The organism is Ensifer sp. YR511 (assembly GCF_900103045.1).
Taxonomy (GTDB): domain Bacteria; phylum Pseudomonadota; class Alphaproteobacteria; order Rhizobiales; family Rhizobiaceae; genus Ensifer; species Ensifer adhaerens.
In genome coordinates this window covers 34,373-51,064 of sequence record NZ_FNGR01000035.1, presented here as the reverse complement: position 1 = coordinate 51,064, position 16,692 = coordinate 34,373, and the positions used below count along the sequence as shown (strand labels likewise).

General features: G+C 61.1%; 14 protein-coding genes, 1 tRNA gene and 2 pseudogenes. 10 read left to right on the top strand and 7 right to left on the bottom strand.

Annotation, left to right across the window (positions count from 1 at the left end; genetic code table 11):
* Positions 1-12 precede the first annotated feature (12 nt).
* Positions 13-2,208 (top strand): type I secretion system permease/ATPase, encoded by a 2,196-nt coding sequence (locus BLU15_RS32870; RefSeq protein WP_090301173.1) that lies wholly within the window; start codon positions 13-15, stop codon positions 2,206-2,208.
* On the top strand, positions 2,205-3,668 hold the full coding sequence (locus BLU15_RS32865) for an HlyD family type I secretion periplasmic adaptor subunit (protein WP_090301172.1): 1,464 nt from the start codon (positions 2,205-2,207) through the stop codon (positions 3,666-3,668). Before BLU15_RS32870 ends, BLU15_RS32865 begins: the two co-directional genes overlap by 4 nt.
* A 902-nt stretch (positions 3,669-4,570) precedes the next feature.
* Here BLU15_RS32865 and BLU15_RS32860 read toward each other — a convergent pair.
* Positions 4,571-4,646 (bottom strand) — tRNA-Ile (locus tag BLU15_RS32860).
* Positions 4,647-4,972: 326 nt separating this feature from the next.
* On the opposite strand from BLU15_RS32860, the pseudogene BLU15_RS32855 reads away from it, so the two are divergent.
* The 5 genes and pseudogenes from BLU15_RS32855 (at position 4,973) to BLU15_RS40370 (ending at position 6,752) form a co-directional block, all read left to right on the top strand.
* A pseudogene (locus BLU15_RS32855) lies at positions 4,973-5,298 on the top strand (hypothetical protein).
* 102 nt (positions 5,299-5,400) lie between these two features.
* A complete protein-coding gene (locus BLU15_RS32850) occupies positions 5,401-5,742 on the top strand; it encodes an IS66-like element accessory protein TnpA (RefSeq protein WP_090301170.1) in 342 nt (113 codons plus the stop codon).
* Positions 5,739-6,086, top strand: coding sequence for an IS66 family insertion sequence element accessory protein TnpB (gene tnpB / locus BLU15_RS32845; RefSeq protein WP_090301168.1), 348 nt, complete (start codon positions 5,739-5,741; stop codon positions 6,084-6,086). The genes BLU15_RS32850 and tnpB overlap by 4 nt, the downstream gene beginning before the upstream one ends.
* Positions 6,087-6,164: 78 nt before the next feature.
* Positions 6,165-6,437: pseudogene (locus tag BLU15_RS40375) on the top strand (IS66 family transposase); the annotation flags it as partial.
* Positions 6,417-6,752 (top strand): helix-turn-helix domain-containing protein, encoded by a 336-nt coding sequence (locus BLU15_RS40370; protein WP_371590256.1) that lies wholly within the window; start codon positions 6,417-6,419, stop codon positions 6,750-6,752. The pseudogene BLU15_RS40375 and the gene BLU15_RS40370, both read left to right, overlap by 21 nt.
* A 398-nt stretch (positions 6,753-7,150) precedes the next feature.
* Here BLU15_RS40370 and BLU15_RS40365 read toward each other — a convergent pair whose 3' ends face one another.
* Both BLU15_RS40365 and BLU15_RS40360 read right to left on the bottom strand, forming a co-directional pair.
* Positions 7,151-7,564 (bottom strand): hypothetical protein, encoded by a 414-nt coding sequence (locus BLU15_RS40365; protein ID WP_244546889.1) that lies wholly within the window; start codon positions 7,562-7,564, stop codon positions 7,151-7,153.
* Between the two features lie 17 nt (positions 7,565-7,581).
* Complete coding sequence (locus BLU15_RS40360) at positions 7,582-8,313, bottom strand: hypothetical protein (protein WP_244546888.1); 732 nt, start codon at positions 8,311-8,313, stop codon at positions 7,582-7,584.
* Between the two features lie 145 nt (positions 8,314-8,458).
* On the opposite strand from BLU15_RS40360, the gene BLU15_RS32830 reads away from it, so the two are divergent.
* Both BLU15_RS32830 and BLU15_RS32825 read left to right on the top strand, forming a co-directional pair.
* Positions 8,459-8,692 carry a helix-turn-helix domain-containing protein gene (locus BLU15_RS32830; RefSeq protein ID WP_090301184.1) on the top strand — a complete coding sequence of 78 codons (234 nt, stop codon included), beginning with the start codon at positions 8,459-8,461 and terminating at the stop codon, positions 8,690-8,692.
* Positions 8,693-9,088: 396 nt separating this feature from the next.
* On the top strand, positions 9,089-10,030 hold the full coding sequence (locus tag BLU15_RS32825) for an ArdC family protein (RefSeq protein WP_090301164.1): 942 nt from the start codon (positions 9,089-9,091) through the stop codon (positions 10,028-10,030).
* A 98-nt stretch (positions 10,031-10,128) separates the two neighbouring features.
* On the opposite strand, the gene BLU15_RS32820 is transcribed toward BLU15_RS32825, so the two are convergent.
* From BLU15_RS32820 to BLU15_RS32805, 4 genes are all read right to left on the bottom strand, one after another.
* Entirely contained in the window at positions 10,129-10,401 is a 273-nt protein-coding gene (locus BLU15_RS32820) for a WGR domain-containing protein (protein WP_090301162.1), read from the bottom strand.
* 158 nt (positions 10,402-10,559) lie between these two features.
* Positions 10,560-10,961, bottom strand: a complete 402-nt coding sequence (locus tag BLU15_RS32815) for a ProQ/FINO family protein (protein ID WP_244546887.1) — start codon at positions 10,959-10,961, stop codon at positions 10,560-10,562.
* Positions 10,962-11,170: 209 nt separating this feature from the next.
* A complete protein-coding gene (locus BLU15_RS32810) occupies positions 11,171-12,748 on the bottom strand; it encodes a type IV secretory system conjugative DNA transfer family protein (protein ID WP_090301158.1) in 1,578 nt (525 codons plus the stop codon).
* On the bottom strand, positions 12,745-13,038 hold the full coding sequence (locus tag BLU15_RS32805) for a mobilization protein (RefSeq protein ID WP_090301156.1): 294 nt from the start codon (positions 13,036-13,038) through the stop codon (positions 12,745-12,747). The genes BLU15_RS32810 and BLU15_RS32805 overlap by 4 nt, the downstream gene beginning before the upstream one ends.
* Before the next feature lie 225 nt (positions 13,039-13,263).
* Here BLU15_RS32805 and traA point away from each other — a divergent pair, with 225 nt between their 5' ends.
* Positions 13,264-16,560 carry a Ti-type conjugative transfer relaxase TraA gene (gene traA / locus BLU15_RS32800; RefSeq protein ID WP_090301154.1) on the top strand — a complete coding sequence of 1,099 codons (3,297 nt, stop codon included), beginning with the start codon at positions 13,264-13,266 and terminating at the stop codon, positions 16,558-16,560.
* Positions 16,561-16,692: the final 132 nt, after the last annotated feature.

Below are 16,692 nucleotides of genomic sequence, written 5' to 3'. Positions count from 1 at the left end.
CGCTTAGCGATCATGAACGCGCCCCTTGGCCCCCACCATCCTGTCGCATCGGAGTCCGAGGCGCTGGATATCGATTCCGGCCTGAAGGCTCTCTGCCTCGTCGCCGGCTACTACCGCATTGCCGCGCAACCCGAAGTCATCGCCAAACAACTGGCGCTCGGTGAAAAGGCGGCGGCCGACGACCTGCTTCGGGCCGCCAAGCTCGCCGGTTTGAAGGCACGGCATGTCTCTGCGGTGTCCGCAGCGCGGCTCACCGCATTGCCGACGCCAGCCATCGCCTGCCTCGCGGATGGCAGGTTCGCGATCTTTGCCGGCTCGACCTCATCAGGAGAATTGCGCCTCGTCGATCCCGCGACGATGGAAACGCGCGAGGTCGATGCCGCTGAACTCCTGCGATTGACCGGCGGTTGCTTGATCCTGCTGCAGCGTAAGTTCCTGGGCGCCGGTGCGTCGGCGACGGTGTTTGGTTTTCGTTGGTTCCTGCCGTCAATCTGGCGCTATCGGAGGTCCCTCGGCCATGTGCTGATCGCCAGCCTGTTCATCCAGCTGTTCGCGCTGGTGACGCCGATGTTCTTCCAGGTGGTGGTCGACAAGGTTCTGGCGCATCGCAGTTATTCCACACTGACCGTTCTCGTGGTTGGACTGGTCACGATTGGCCTCTTCGACGTAGTGCTACAATATCTGCGCACCTATGCGCTCACCCACACGACGAGCCGCATCGACGTCGAGTTGGGCCGTCGTCTATTTCGCCATCTGCTCAATCTGCCGCTCAGCTATTTTGAGACGCGCGCCGCCGGCCAGACGGTGGCACGCATGCGCGAGCTCGAGACGATCCGCGAGTTCCTGACCGGGCAGGGGCTGTTCAGCGGTCTTGATTTCATCTTCACCTTCGTCTTCATCGCCGTGCTCTTTGCCTATTCGACGACGCTCGCCTGGGTGGTCGTTGCCTCGATCCCGTTCTACGTCGCCATCGGCTTTCTCATCCGGCCATTCCTGCGCGAGCGCATTGACGAAAAATTCGATCGCGGCGCCTATAGCCAGCAGTTGTTGGTCGAATCCGTCGTCGGCATGCAGACGCTGAAAGCCTCGGCGATCGAACCGGTGGTCGCCTCGCAATGGGAAGAGCGGCTTGCAGCCTATGTGCGGTCTTCGTTTCTCGCCGCCATGCTGGCTGCCAAAGGCCAGAACGCCATCCAGTACGTCAACAAGCTGACGAGTGCTGCACTTCTAATGCTCGGCGCTCAAGCCGTGATCGACGGCAGTTTGAGCGTCGGCGCGCTGGTCGCCTTCAACATGATCGCCGGCCAGGTGTCGCAGCCGATCCTGCGGCTGTCGCAGCTCTGGCAGGATTTCCAGCAGGTGCAGATCTCGGTGACGCGTCTGGCTGATATCCTGAATGCGCCGGCCGAGCCGCGGCCGCTGCAGCCGGTTGCCCTGCCGAAGCCGCGGGGCGCCATTGGCTTCAAGAATGTCAGCTTCCGCTACTCCCCGAACGGCCCAGAGATCCTGAAGACCATCAATCTCGACATTCAGCCCGGTGAGGTGATCGGCATCGTCGGCCCGTCCGGGTCGGGAAAATCGACGCTCACCAAGCTGATGCAGCGCTTCTACATTCCTGACACCGGCCAGGTGTTTGTCGACGGCCAGGACATTGCCCAGGTCGATCCGGCCTGGCTGCGCTCGCATGTCGGCGTCGTTCTGCAGGAGAACTTGCTGTTCAACCGCACGATCCACGACAACATTGCCCTTTCCAATCCGGCAATGTCACGCGAAGCCGTGATCAGCCTTGCTCGCCTTTCCGGCGCCGACGAGTTCATCGCTAAGCTGCCGAACGGTTACGACACGATGATAGAGGAACGCGGCGCTAATCTCTCCGGCGGTCAGCGGCAGCGGATCGCGATCGCGAGAGCGCTTTCGACCAACCCGCCGATGCTGATCCTCGATGAGGCGACCAGCGCGCTCGATTACGACAGCGAGCGCATCGTGCTTGCCAACATGCGCCAGATCGTGCGCGGCCGCACTGTCATCATCATCGCCCACCGACTGGCGACCGTTCGTTCATGCAACCGTATCATCGGCATGTCGGAGGGGCGCATCGTCGAGGTCGGCACGCATGACCAGCTGCTCGCGAAGAACGACGGGCTCTATGCGCATCTCTGGCGTCTGCAGAACGGCATGGCCGACGTGACTGCGGAGGTGCGGGCATGAACGTGCATCAGCCACGCCCAAAAAAGCCGGTCAGTCGTGCCGACCAGGAATTCCTGCCGGCGGCAATCGAAATCCTGGAGACGCCAGCCTCGCCGGTGCGCGCAGCGATGATCTGGTTGATCTGCCTGCTGGCGGCTCTCAGCCTCATCTGGGCGTACTTCGGCAAGTTCGATATCGTCGCAACCGCCCAAGGCAAGATCCAGCCGATCGGCCGCGTCAAGGTCGTGCAGTCGGAGGAGCCGGGGAGGGTAATCGCGGCCAATGCCGTCAACGGCGCCCGGGTGGAGAAAGATGCGATCCTGATCGAGCTCAACCCGACCACGGCCAAGGCGGAAGAACGGGCCCTAGCCCTCCGCCTCGAAGCGCTTCAGGCCGAGATCGCGCGAAGGCAGACCCTGAACGACGTGGTCGGCATGTGGGCACAGGCAAGTGCCTGGGAGAGGGCAGGCGGCCCTTCGAATCGCGCAATCAAGTTTCCCGAACAGACCAGCAAAATCCTCCAGGCGCGTGAGCAACAGGTCTATGCCGCCGAGATCGCGAAGCTCGTCAGCACGATCGCCAACCTGCGCGCTCAGCTTGGCAAGGGGCAGGCCCAAATCGAGCGGTTGGCCGGGACGATCGCCGCGCAGCAGGTGTTTGTGGCGACCCTTGCGCAACGGGTGACGATGCGCAGCAAACTTGTCGATGCGGAAGCGGGCAGCAAGGCGGCGATGATCGACGCCCAGGAGACCTTGCTGGAAGCCGAGCGTGACCTTGCCTCACAGCGGGGCGAGGCCAAAGAAGCCGAGATCGCTCTCGACGTAATCAAAAGCGAGGGGGCAAGCCAGTTCAGCCAATTCCTCGCCGACAACACGCAACATCTTGCCGAGGCCCAGCGCGAAGCAGACCAGACGGACCAGGAACTTGCGAAAGCGAACCGCAAGCTTTCGGCGATGACGATCAGGAGCCCCGAGACGGGAGTGATCCAGGCATCGGCGATCACCACGGTCGGGCAGGTGCTGTCACCCGGCACGGAACTGATGCGCATCGTGCCGACCGGCCAAAAGTTGGAGATCGAAGCCTATCTGCCGAACCGCGACATTGGGTTCGTCGAAGCAGGCCAGGAGGCGGTGATCAAGGTCGAGGCTTTCCCCTTCACTCGCTACGGTGTTTTGCACGGCAAGGTCATCCGCGTCGCCACCGACGCGATCCCGGAGCCGGACGCCAGGCAGACGGAAGAGTCTTCCTCCGCGAGCTTGCAGACCTCGGTCCCGTTCAGCAACGCGCAACGCATGCAGAACCTCGTTTATCCCGTCGTCATCGAACCGATCGAGACTGACATTCTCGTCGACGGCCGGGCTGTTCCGCTGTCACCGGGCATGTCCGTGACCGTCGAGGTCAAGACGGGGCAGCGACGGATCCTTGAGTACCTGTTCTCGCCGCTCGCCGAAGTGTCGTCGAGTGCGATGAAGGAGCGATGAGTGCAACCCACCATAGTCGGTTTAGGTAGCGATCTCATTATTTTCCGGCTTAGTGCGTCCGGGATCGCATAATGTATCAAGTGGAAGCGTCGCAATTCCTTTTTGCGCTCTCCAGCTCAAATTATGCGCATTCGCGGTGGCGAGCTGTAACGGCGGAGGATTGGGAAAACCCGCCCTCCTTAGGGTCGGTTCGGCGATTGCCGCGAGGACACGCTCGCGGCCGCGGGTACCAAGTGAGCGTACGCTTAGTCATACCTTCTTGTCGTGTCTAAACGCTGTCGATCCTTGTGGCGGTCATTTCAAGCGGTTGTGTCCCGGCGGACCGTCCAGTCTATAGTGCCTCGGAAGCTCAACGCGCCGAGATTTGAGGATTTGAGAACATCAGAGCCCACGTTGACGATCCGCGGCCATCGGCTTCAGCTTATGACCCTGGAGGCCGGTCGTTCTGAAAGGAAGGCCGACTATGCTTGCCATATCAGGAGGTGGTTCCGGGGGAGCCTTTGCGGTTGGGATCGAGCGAGCCGGTAGCCTCGATGCCGGTCCGCATTTCGGCAATTTCGTGCGTTATCTTGCCAGACGGTCGCAATCAGGATGGGAAAACTGCCATGACCAAGAACGTTGTTTCGCCGCCAAGGGTCGACCCAAAAGACACGCCGCGGCGCCCGCCCGACAAAAAGAAAACGTCACCAGCCCCCGACGACCGAAGCCCTCCGCCGCGCGATACAAGAGAAACGCCAACCCCAAACCCGAATGGCCCATCTGACAAAGCGCTTGGGACGAGCAAGCGGTGAACCAAGCCGGAGGAACGCATCCCATTTAATCCGGCTGCCTCACAAGCGCAGGCCCACGCCCTTCGAGCGATACAGTTGACTTTTTACCTGTGTGGCGCTGAGCACGAAATATGGTGGGCCCGGCAGGACTCGAACCTGCAACCAATCGGTTATGAGCCGACGGCTCTAACCATTGAGCTACAGGCCCCACCCGAAAAGCTCTTTAGTGACAGCAAACGGATTGTTCAAGCTCGGACCGCGATGAGTTTGTTCGCAAATCCGGAGCTAATCATCATATCGCCCGCCTGTTCGTATCCGTTTAAGGGGGCGGAGCCACGGCGCCCGCAGACATTTGAATAGCAACACATCGTGAATGCAACCGTCCAGTCAAACCCTCTGTTAAATCACTGGCGCTAATATGTCCCAAAATGGGGTAGGAAGGGCATATCTACGAGAGGCGCAGCGCCGGTAATGCAGCAACACTTCCTGAACAAGGAAGAGTCCTTCATGTAGGATCGCGAGGCGAACTTTCCGATGGAGGACACGCGCAACGAAGCGCGCACGAATATACCGAAAAGGGCATGCCCCAACTGAGCGCGCGCCGTTGCGAGATCCTGAAGCTGTCGAAAAGCGGCGCCGTGCTCGGCATCGCCACCCAGTTTCGTTTGCCGCAGAATTTTTACCTGGATATACCGAGCGCGCGCATTCAGATGGTCGGTTGCCTGTTGAAGCGGGTGCATGCCAACAACGTCGTCGAAGCGCGCTTCCTGCGCCTGCTGACCGACCGCGACCTCAATCGCATCTTCGTCTACAGCACTCACTCGAACCACCGGAACCGCAAACTCGAGATTTACCGCTAGAAACTGAGACGGTTCGTATCCCTTCGGCGGGAACCGCCTTGCGAAGTTCCGCGTCTCCCGTGAGTCTGCGCTCTTAAGAGTGGGCTTAAGAGTGCATTGAACATGGGACATGCAGTTTTGCTGACGGGGCCGGAGCGGCGTCGGCGATGGTCGTTGGAAGATCGCGCGCAGATTCTGGCCGAGGCTTTCGCGCCAGGCGCGGTGGTTTGCGAAGTCGCACGGCGTTTCGATGTTGCGACTGGGCTGATCTATACTTGGCGACGGCAAGCTTTGGCGCAGGAAGCCGGTCCGGCGTTCGTCCCGGCCAAGCTCGTTGACGTTCCGAACAATGGTGATGCGGCCGAGCCGGCCATGTGCGTGGACTTCCCGAATGGTGTGAAGGTGAGGATTGGCGCAGCAGCGCCATGCGACCTGGCAGCCGCGATCATGCGAGCGCTCAAATGATCCCGATCAGTTCCGGGGTGCGGGTGTGGATCGCAAGCGGTCACTGCGACATGCGCAAGGGCATGCAGGGTCTGGCGCTGCTGGTGCAGGAGGGCCTCGGCCGCGATCCGTTTAAGGGTGACGTCTTCGTCTTTCGCGGTCGCAGCGGCCGACTGATAAAGGCCCTTTGGGATGATGGGATCGGCCTATCGCTGTATGCGAAGCGGCTCGAGCGCGGCCGCTTCATTTGGCCGGCGACCGAGGATGGCGCGATCGCGCTGACCGCCGGTCAGATGTCCTATCTGCTGGAGGGGATTGATTGGCGAAACCCGCAACAGACTTGGCGCCCGACCAGTGCCGGGTGACCGTCCGAAGGGCGATTATTCCGCAACAAGTCCTTTGAAATGCTAGGCAAATCAGGGCGTCTGTGATTCACTTCGGGCATGGAAACTAGCCCCGATTTGCTTCCCGACGATGTTGCCGCCCTGCGAGCAGAGCTCATAGCGGCACGCGCCAAGGGTGCCCAGATCGAGGCTGAACTTGCCGTTGCCAAGGCCAAGGCCTCGGAGGATCTTGCCGTCATTGCTCGGCAGAAGCTGCGCATCGAAAAACTCGAGCGGCAGCTTTATGGCCCGAAGGCAGAGCGTCACGCCCGGCTGATTGATCACATGGAGTTCCAACTGGCGGAGTTGGAGATGGCGGCGACCAGGCCCGATCAAGGCAACGACCCGACCATGACGACAATTGAACTGAACGAACAGCAGGCCCACAATGGGGCGAAACTCTTGCAGGCCATCGCCCATCCGAAGAGGCTCTTATTGTTGGCTGTTCTTGCCGATCGGCGTTTGTCGGCGGGCCGGCTCGCCGCCGCGGTCGGCCTGCCGTCGGGATTGGTCTATAAGCACCTCCATACGCTGGTCGAGAGCGGCCTCCTCCGGGTCAGCGCGAAGTCCGCAGGGATGTGCTTCTCCTTCAAACTCACGGAGATTCAGGCGGTGCTGGCGGCACAGATTCCGGGGAACGTTGCCTGACAGACAACGCGGCAGGAATGTCAGTTCTAAAAAATCCAGGCGCTTCCGGCCGTCTCCCAGGGTCTCGTTGCCCGACGACCGCAGCCACCGTTCAGACTGGTCCAGCTCATCGGCGCACATTCGCTCACACCTGCCGACAAGGGCGCGTCGGAGCCTGGATAGCGGGAAGGTTGCCTTGAATCTCGTCACCAAGGCTTTGCGTTCAACTTCTCCTTACACCCGGCATCCCCTGCATCCGACAAAGACGCTCCAGCCATTAAGCGACGAAGCCGCGGCGACGTGAGATAGAGCGATCGCCCGAGGGTTCGGTAAGCGAAGTGAATTCGTGCAAGCTGTCGCTTGGGGGAAGCCGCCATGGCTTCGCTATCCATGACGGTCAGTGTCACTCAGTCACTCAATTACTTCGACTTCACCATCTTCGGGACCTTCCTCGAGATCTCTTCAAGTGTCGCCATGGCCCTGTTCACCTGCGAGAGCGTGGACGTCCGCTCAGGAGCATACCTGACGACGAGATACTCTGTGCTTGAGGAGAGCGTCAACAGGTGCGCCAGGGTGCGTTTGCGCAGGACAAGCCCCACGGCCACCGCTATTTGCGCCCGCTCGCCAAGATTATGTTGGAGGCTCGTGTCGTGACCGAATCCTTTGGTCAGAAGAAGAGCGTCGAGATAAAGCTCGATGGCGTGAAGGGCCAGCAACCGTTGCGGAAGGTCGGTGGGCTTGGATGAGGTCTCTCCCAGCTTGACGGCGGCGACTCTGTATTGCGCCGCCAGGTTTAGAAGGTCTCGTCCGCTTGCTGTTTCGCGCCGGTCCATCCTGATAAACCTTCCCGTCAGGGTGAAACGTCGTGGTCGGTTTCGACCGCGTCTTCAGCCGTCTGGGCGGACGCTTTTGGACTTTTCGTCCCCGTGATACGGATCAGGTCCTTCAACATCCTCCGCAGCTCTGGCCAGGGGGCGTCCTCGAGCTTCAGGACTGGATCGTGCGTAACGATTAAACAATGTAGCTTTGCAGCGACTTCGATCACTGAGGAGACTGGTGCGATCAACATCACCCGCCCCAGTACCCCGGTCTGCTCTGCGAGTTCCTGTTCGAGAGCGGCGACTGCGCTGTAGCCAAGGCGCTGATCAGCCTCCTTCCACCGTTTCTGGCGCTCGTTCAGTTCTGCCTGTCCGGCGCCGACGTTCAGCTGCGCGATGCGGTGGAGGGAGGCCGATGAGCGGATCGCCACGGCGCCGTCGTCTCCAACTGTATTCAGTTCAGAAATCGGCAAAGCGCCGGCGGCCGCCAGCATGTCCGAAGCAAGCCTTTTTCGGAGGAGGGCGGCTCGGAGGCAGTGATGATGGTACGCGTACCAGCGCGGCCACAGCTCCCTGACGGGCGTTGGACCGCTTTCCCTTCGCCCGTCAAGTTCTGCAATGCGCGTGCCCAGCATGCGTCCGGCCACTGGCAGGAGGTTACGACGATCGATCCGGTTTGGAAGGTTTTTGGGGGCGTCATCGTCCGCGTCTTTAATTCTACGCGTAATTGCAGGCAAAGTTCTGCTAATCTCAGAATCAGCCATGATCCGAGCTCCCTAAAGCTTGAATTGCGGTCAGGCTACGGACGGTGTCGCAAGCACCGTTCGTGGCCGCTTTGACCATCGCAGTGAGTTTGAATCATCCAGAGATTATGTCAAGGTTATAATGTTGACTGCCGATCAGGTCCGAATGGCGCGGGCTGCTTTGAAGTGGGGTGTCCGAGATCTGGCAAGTCGAGCCAATATCACGGCCGCTACGGTTTCCCGGATTGAGGCTGGGCGCCCAGGGTATTCGGCGACCCTGGAGGCGATACGTATTGCCTTCGAAGCCGCGGGCATCGAGTTCATCCCCGAAAACGGGGGCGGGGCTGGCGTCCGGTTTTCTAAGCCCAAACATCCACCTCTGGGGACAGTATCCGACTAGCTGCAGTGAGCCTATCCTCATTTGCAGTGCGGGCCTCGCAAGGCTGCGAAGTTTTTTCAACGCGAAAGTTCCTCACATCGCGCGACGGGTGACCTGATCCTCACTCGCTCAGTACGTGAGCCCGTGTCATCCGCGCACTTCCTGGTCGGCGCGGCGAATCTCTTTCGCGCGGCTTGTGCCGCCACATTTTTCGTGAGGTGAGGGGCCGGGGGAGCTCCGCCCCCTTCGCCCCTTCAAGCGGCTGCCGCCCAGCTTCCTCCACTCCACTGACGTTGCGTTCCGTGCAGCCGGTTCCCCGCGCAGCCGCTTGCACCCCAATCCCCCGCTGTTCCGCACGAGCTCGGAAGCAGGAGCGAAGGGCTCCCGCTTCACGCGATCCAAGGAAAGGGCAAGGACATGGGAAAGGCAACCGAGACCACCACGACCGTCAGTGACATCTATGAGCGCATCACGGCTCGCATCGTCGAGCAGCTGGAGGCCGGCACGCGACCGTGGATGCAGCCATGGGGTGCTGGCGGCACGCCAGTTCGGCCAATGCGGCACAACGGGGTCGCTTATCGCGGCATCAACACGGTTTTGCTCTGGATGACCGCGGCCGAGCGCGGCTATAGCTCGCGCTACTGGATGACGTTTCGGCAGGCGCAGGAGCTCGGTGGCAATGTGCGCAAGGGCGAAAAATCCACCCTCGTTGTCTATGCTAACGCGATCGAGCGCAAGGAGACGGACGAAGAAGGGGCGGAAATTGAACGCCGTATCCCGTTCATGAGGGGCTACAATGTGTTCAACGCCGACCAGATCGATGGCCTGCCGTCGCGCTACTACGCCTTCGAGACCGCACTGGTCGAGGGGGAGGATAAGCAACGTATCGAGGCTGCCGATCGGTTCTTCGCCAATCTCAACGCCGACATCCGCTATGGCGGCAACAGGGCGTTCTATCATCCCGCCGGGGACTTCATTCAGGTGCCCGTCTTCGACGCGTTCGTTTCGGCCGAAGCCCATGCGTCAACTCTCGGCCATGAATGCATCCATTGGACGATGAAGAGCACCCGGCTTGACCGAAACCTTGGCCATCAAAAATGGGGCGACGAAGGATATGCGAAGGAGGAACTGGTCGCGGAACTTGGCAGCGTCTTCCTCTCAGCCGACCTTGGCATTGCGATCGAACCGCGCGAGGATCATGCCGCCTATATCGCCTCATGGCTGAAAGTGCTGAAGAACGACAAGCGCGCCGTGTTCCAGATGGCCGCCCACGCCGAACGTGCGGTGACCTACCTTCACGGTTTGCAGCCGACCGTCGAGGATGCGGCAGCCACCGCCGGCGATCCGGCTATGGCATAGGGAAGATGTTTCCATCGTCTTTGGCCTCCGGGCTGGATGTTTCAAATCCAGCTTGGAGGCATTTTGCCGGCGTCGCCCCGCGTGCGGGGCGACCAAGATCAGGTGACCGGCTTTTCTACCGGCGCCCGCATCCGCGGGCGATACCCGCGCCGAAGCTTTCGGCGCACTAGCACAAGGAAGAGACGAATAGCTTCGTCCTCCCGAGAGAACCCGTGGGCTGCCGTTTGCCCCAGCGCACCAATGCGTCCCCAGCGGCGGGTAAGGCAGATTTCGCCGAAGAGGTTGCTGCCGATCTCAAGCGAATAGAACCGCGCCATGTTCCGGGTCGCGTCTCTGCGCTCGGTATACAAACGATAGGGCTGCGTGATCATGCCCGCAGAATCGCGCGTTCCCGACCGACCGTCCAACGACACTTATGAATCCGTCCGGCGCCATCGATTCTTTTTCGTGATGAACGAGGTTTCGGCGAACATCGCTCGCAACTGTTCGGGCCTGGCTTTATGAACTGCTGACGGAAGCGCCGCCTTTTCTAGCGCGGCGCGTCTTTGCGTCGGAGCAGATGAGCGCTGATCGCATCGCGCTTTGACGCTGATGCGGCGAGAGAAGATGCTGATGCGTCGACACTGGACCCATTGCGCGCCTTAAAGCCTTCGTACTTCTTCAGCGCATCCAGACGATCGGCATCTGAGACCGGCCCAACCGGCTCGCCATTGATGTCATGGCGCATAGAACCCGGCCGTGCGACCGCGACCTGGTAGCTGCGCGCGTGCACGTAGGTTGCCAGCGCCTTGCGCAATGCCGAGACGCTCACGTCCGGCTTCAGAAGCGGGCGGATGTCGTTCCAGAGCCCGAGCGCAAACGGCCGGATCGGATCGCCAACCCTGGAGGGAAGAACGGCGATGGGTCGAATGAGAAGGGCATTGATCGCCACGGTCTTAGCGACCTCCCGTTCTCGCGCCAGAACCAGGCTTGAGCCCGCGCGAGGAGATTTGATCGTCGGTTGTTTTTGGCCCATCGTAATCCGTCCAATCCAAACTGCCATCTGTCAGGACAGGTCCACGTACACCCGACCCAACGACATCGCTTCAGTGCCAGAGCATCTAGTGCGTGTGGCCTGAGACTTGAAGTGGTGCAATCTCGCTATTGCGGCCGGGTGAACAGGCCGTCGAACTCCTTGTCCTCGAAATACCGGATCTTTGCGACGACGGCTGGCGACTGCCCTTGGCGCAGCAGAATCATCTTCTTTCCCGACAGCCGCAGGATCTCGTCAGCGTTGATGAGATCCCGCGCGGCGATGTGTTCGGAACTGGATGTGGCGCCCTTGCTCCAGGATTGGGTGATGTAGTTGGCATCCCTCTTGCCGATCGTGCGCGCGATCAGCTCGGCGGTCTCGATGTCGTTGACGCCGAAGACCTGTAGGATCGCGGCGTTCGACAGGAACGTTCCGGCGCGCCGGCCATAGGTGGCTCTGAGCTGATGCACATCCTGCAGGATCGGCCAGAGCTGGACACCGTAGCCGGCCATCAAACCCATGGCACGTTCAACCGGCGCCAGGTGACCGAGGGCTGCGAACTCATCAAGAAGATAGAGGACCGGACGGCGAGGCGCGGTCCGTTCGCGGGCCATCGCAGAGAGGCTTTGCGCGACGAGCAAACGAAGCCAGCGGGCATAGCTCGACAGCCGGTCGGGCGGCAGCACGAGGAAGATCGACACGTTCCTCCGCTTCAGGTCGGCGAAGCCAAAGTCCGACCGGCTGAGCACCGCGGTCATGCGCGGACTGTCGAGGAAATGGGTATGCCGTTGCGCCGCCGACAGCACGCCGGCGGCTTCGCGATCCGATTTGCCGAGATGACGATTGGCAGTACGGGCAATCAGGCCATTGCCCTCATCCATCGCCTGCATGCGCGCCAGCAGCGCCAGGAAGCGTTCGGGCGCCAGGGTCAGATATTCGCGTAAGGTTCCAAGGTGCCGGCGGCCGGGGGACTCCGCGACAACGATCTTCAGGATCAAGCCTGATATCAGCGCTTTGGCTTCCTCGTTCCAGTGTGCCTCGCCACCTGTGCCCGGCTCGTCATGAACGAGCGCGTCGGCAAGCGTGCTTGCGTCTTCGGCAACATCGAGACCATCAGGATCGAGCACGTCGAGAGGATTGTAGGCCGATGATTGCTGACAGGTGGCTTCAAAGGGATCGAGAACATGGACCGGACCGAACCGCGCGCGTGCCTGGCCGGCGATCTCAGCGTTCTCACCTTTCGGATCGATGCAGACAATCGAGCGATCGGCGGTCAGAAGGTTCGGAATAACCGTGCCGACGCCCTTGCCAGTCCGCGTCGGCGCCATGGTCAGAAGGTGGGCTGGCCCATCATAACGCAACAGATCCCCTGTCGCCGGATCGCGTCCGATCAGCAAGCCGTCATTGCCGGCGGCAAGCGCTTTCAGTTCGCGATCGTTGGCCCAACGCGCCGATCCGAACACCGAGGTCGCGATGTCGCCCGAGACGAAGGCGGCGATGAAGCCAAGCACGCCAAGCGCGATCGGCAGGTGTTTCGCGATCAGAGTGACGACGTCGTTGGCAAGGCCGTACTCGACGCCGGCGATGAGGTGGATGAGGAAGTTGGAAAGCAGGATCAGCGCCGAAAGCACCAGGCCGAAGAGGACGGATATGATCGCAAAGACCGGCGCCTTGATCAGCGACTTCAGGACAGAGGTGATCCTCATTCTGCAGCCCTGCTGGTCTCCTCAGTCTGAGCGGGTTCGAGGATGTCGTCGAACAGCGCCTTGTCCCCGTCACGCACGAGAAAACCCGGCAGTTCCCGTTGCAGCCATTCTCGCAGTCGGCGGGTGAATTCTGGGTCGTTGGCATTTTCCAGGCGATGCAGCACCAGTGCGCCGATCAAGATCTTGCGGCGCGTGTCCTGGGCGCGCTCCTGTTTGCCGAGCCGAGCCTTGAGCGTCTTCTTGCGCTCTTCCAGTTCGGCGAGGCGCTGTGAGATCGACTTGCGTGCCATGAGATTCTCCTGATGCTTGTGGTATCCGAGAGTTTCTGCCATTGCGCGTTGTGGCCGGAAGTTAGTCGCCGGCGCGGAATGCACAACCCCGAATTGTTATGGGGACGGCGCATCTTGCATGATCCCGGACGGAGAGAGCGGAGCGAACGAAGTAAGAAGGGCGCACTTACGAGTTGCCGTGCAACTCAGTGCTTGGTATGGTTGTGCGACTTTGGGGAGTGTCGCTTGGCCATCTACCATTGCAGCATGAAACCGATCGCTCGAAGCGGCGGCCGCAGCGCGATTGCTGCCATCGCCTATCGCACGGCGACAAAAATGCTGAACGAGCGCGACGGCATCGTGCACGACTTCACGAACAAGCGGGGCGTCGAGCATTCCGAGATCGTGCTTCCGGATGGCGTCGAGGCTGCCTGGGCGCTCGATCGTTCGACGCTCTGGAACGCGGTCGAGAAAGCCGAGAACCGCAAGGATGCGCGCGTCGCACGCGAGTTTGAAGTGGCGCTTCCCCATGAGATGGATGCGGCCGATCGGCTGGCGCTGACGCGTGACTTCGCCCGTGACCTCGCCAACCGCTATGGCGCGGCTGTCGACTTCTCCATCCACCTACCACAGGGCGAAAGCGACATCCGGAATTTCCACGCGCATGTGGTGATGACGACGCGGGTGGTGACGGAACAGGGGCTCGGCGAAAAGACGTTGATCGAGCGCGAGAACAAGTGGCTGTTGAACCATGATCAGCCGACCTCGCACATGCAGCTTCGTGATATCCGGCAGCTCTGGGAGCACCAGACCAATCGCCATCTGACGCGGCTCGGTCTGGATATTCGCGTCGACCATCGCTCGCATCTGGAGCGCGGTCTTGAGATCGAGCCGACCGAGCATATGGGCGTGCATGCGTCGCAGATGGACCGGCGTGGGCTGGACGTGTCGCGCGAGCGGATCGATCAGAAGGCAGCGCAAAAAAATGCCGAGTTGATCCGCAGACAACCGGAGCAGGTTCTCGCGATCATCACCGGTGAGAAGAGCGTGTTTGATCGTCACGACGTGGCGCGAGCGTTGCACCGTTGCATCGACAATCCGGAGCAGTTTCGAAACGCCTTTGCCGCGGTCATGGCATCATCGGCGCTGGTGGAACTGAAGCCCGAAACCGAGACCGAGCTTGCGCGCTATTCGACGCGCGAGATGGTCGAGATCGAGCACGCGATGGCGGCGGGGGCGGAGCGCATGCGCCAGTCGGAAAGACATCCGGTCCATCGTCGTCATGTCGAGCGGGCGCTGAGTATTCAGGACGATGCCATTCGGGCAAGGGCCGCCACGTCCAATTCGAAACCGTCTGGGCTTGCGGGGGAGGAACGGGTGTCGGATCGCACCGGGACGACAGGCCATGTGGGGTTGAGCGACGAACAGCGTCTGGCGGTTCATCACATCACCGGCTCTGAACAGATAGCTGCGGTGATCGGCTTTGCTGGAGCGGGCAAGTCGACGATGCTGGCCGCGGCGCGCGACGCCTGGGCCGCCCAAGGGTATCGCGTGCATGGCGCTGCCCTGGCCGGCAAGGCTGCCGAAGGATTGGAGGAGTCTTCCGGCATTCCCGCGCGCACGCTCGCCTCCTGGGAATACGGTTGGCAGAACGGCAAGGGACAGCTCTCAAGCAACGACGTGCTCGTCATTGATGAAGCCGGCATGATCGGAAGTCGCCAACTGGCGCGCTTCGTCGCCCAGGCGGAGATCTCCGGCGCCAAACTGGTTCTTGTCGGTGATCATGAGCAACTGCAAGCGATCGGCGCCGGCTCGCCGTTTCGGGCGATCGTCGAGCAAGTCGGTGCGGTCGAACTCTCGGAAATCCGCAGGCAGGAGCACGCCTGGCAACGCGAGGCGTCCGTTGCCTTTGCCACGCATCGCACGGGCGAGGGGCTTTCGCTTTATGCGGAGCGTGGTGCTGTCCAGTTTGACGATACTCGTGATGAGGCGAGGGCAACACTGGTGCGCGATTACCTGGCGGACACCAGTACAAGACCGTCCGGCTCACGCATCGCGCTTGCGCATCGGCGCGTGGATGTCAGAGCGATCAATGCCGAGATCCGAGCAGGCCTTCAGCAACGTGGGATGTTGGCGAAGGGCCCGGAAGACCATGACAGCCTAGGGAAGGAAATTGTCTATCGAACGAATGACGGCGAGCGGTCCTTCGCGCGCGGCGACCGCATCGTGCTGCTTGAAAACAACCGCGATCTCGGTGTGAAGAACGGCATGCTCGGGACGGTGATGGCCGTCGAGACGGACGCGCTACATTTACGTGTCGACGGCGGAACCCACGGGAGAAACAGTGCCCGGGCCATCTCCCTACCGGTCAACAGTTACCAAAGCTTTGATCACGGCTACGCCACCACCATTCACAAGTCGCAAGGGTCGACGGTCGATCGCGCCTTTGTCATGGCGTCGCGGACCATGGACCGTCATCTTTCCTACGTCGCGATGACGCGCCATCGGGATGGAGTGCAACTCTACGCAGGGCGCGAAGAGCTGAAGGACATGAAGACGTTGAGCCTCAGCATGGGACGCTCTGGCGCGAAGGAAACGTCGCTCGATTACACCAGCGCCTTTGCCGAACGGCGGGGGCTTGCGGAACAGCTTGGCGTCAGCAGTGAGATCCAGATTGCGCGAGGTCCGGGTCTGGCCTCGCCGCCAATTTCGTCGAATAAAATGGACGATCGAGAGCGTCGGAGCGAAGTCGTTGTGCCGTCGCCTGATCTGTCAGGCGGGCAACGTCGGACCGTCGAGCCGCTTGTCCCCGCAATCACGTCCTACGCACGCAGCGTCGACGATATAGCCCGCGAGAAAGCCCGGCCGGATTTTGACCGGGCAATGGAGCCGGTGCAGTTGCTCGGTCGGAACGTCTTTGCCGACCCGGGTGGCGTTGCTGCCAAGATTGCCATGGCGATCATCGACAAAGGCAGTGATGGAGATGCGCTTGCGAAATCTATCGCCGAGCGTCCAGAGCAGTTCGGTGAGTTGCGGGGCAGGGTAGGGCTGCTTGGTGAGAACAAGGAGCGCAAGACCGCTCGCCAGTTCGCGCGCGCGTTCGGCAATCACGTTGGAGCAGCGGCCGAGACCTGGGCACGGCGTCTCAATGCGGAGCGCGATGCTGAGACCTGGCAGCGGGACAAGCGCGACGTGGTCGAAGTTCCTGTTCTCACCCCACGCAGTGAGGGCATCCTGAAGCAGCTGGATCAGCTGCCCCAGGCGCAGAAGGCGCAGTTCGTAGAAGAGCTCGCGCACAAACCTGAGGGACACGAGGCGCTCGAGGAGGCAAAGAAGATCGCGCATTGTCTCGAACAGCGCTTTGGCAATTCGGACCCACGCTCGTTCAAGAAGGAGCTCGACCGCCTTGGATTGACTGACTCGGCGAAGATCGAGCGCATCACTGACGTCGCCCGGGTTGTCGATCGGGCTCATCGGGCGGAACTGAGCCGAAAGTACGAACTCACGCGCGGACTGAAAAAGGGACTGGGCTTGGGAATGTAAAAGCTGCGCGTCGGGACCTTTCGTGCCGCTCAGTTTTTAAAGCGTGAACTCGCTTGCGCGACAAGGCGGGCGATCCGGCTTGAAAGCGAATCTTCATAGTCCGCGAAAAAAGGGGGTCACGCGCAACCTTGA

Excerpts from the sequence above, each read along its gene's own strand:
- BLU15_RS32870 (WP_090301173.1), top strand. The coding sequence starts at position 13 with ATGAACGCGCCCCTTGGCCCCCACCATCCTGTCGCATCGGAGTCCGAG.
- BLU15_RS32865 (WP_090301172.1), top strand. The coding sequence starts at position 2,205 with ATGAACGTGCATCAGCCACGCCCAAAAAAGCCGGTCAGTCGTGCCGAC.
- BLU15_RS32850 (WP_090301170.1), top strand. The coding sequence starts at position 5,401 with ATGGGACATGCAGTTTTGCTGACGGGGCCGGAGCGGCGTCGGCGATGG.
- tnpB (WP_090301168.1), top strand. The coding sequence starts at position 5,739 with ATGATCCCGATCAGTTCCGGGGTGCGGGTGTGGATCGCAAGCGGTCAC.
- BLU15_RS40370 (WP_371590256.1), top strand. The coding sequence starts at position 6,417 with ATGGCGGCGACCAGGCCCGATCAAGGCAACGACCCGACCATGACGACA.
- BLU15_RS40365 (WP_244546889.1), bottom strand. The coding sequence starts at position 7,564 with ATGGACCGGCGCGAAACAGCAAGCGGACGAGACCTTCTAAACCTGGCG.
- BLU15_RS40360 (WP_244546888.1), bottom strand. The coding sequence starts at position 8,313 with ATGGCTGATTCTGAGATTAGCAGAACTTTGCCTGCAATTACGCGTAGA.
- BLU15_RS32830 (WP_090301184.1), top strand. The coding sequence starts at position 8,459 with ATGGCGCGGGCTGCTTTGAAGTGGGGTGTCCGAGATCTGGCAAGTCGA.
- BLU15_RS32825 (WP_090301164.1), top strand. The coding sequence starts at position 9,089 with ATGGGAAAGGCAACCGAGACCACCACGACCGTCAGTGACATCTATGAG.
- BLU15_RS32820 (WP_090301162.1), bottom strand. The coding sequence starts at position 10,401 with ATGATCACGCAGCCCTATCGTTTGTATACCGAGCGCAGAGACGCGACC.
- BLU15_RS32810 (WP_090301158.1), bottom strand. The coding sequence starts at position 12,748 with ATGAGGATCACCTCTGTCCTGAAGTCGCTGATCAAGGCGCCGGTCTTT.
- BLU15_RS32805 (WP_090301156.1), bottom strand. The coding sequence starts at position 13,038 with ATGGCACGCAAGTCGATCTCACAGCGCCTCGCCGAACTGGAAGAGCGC.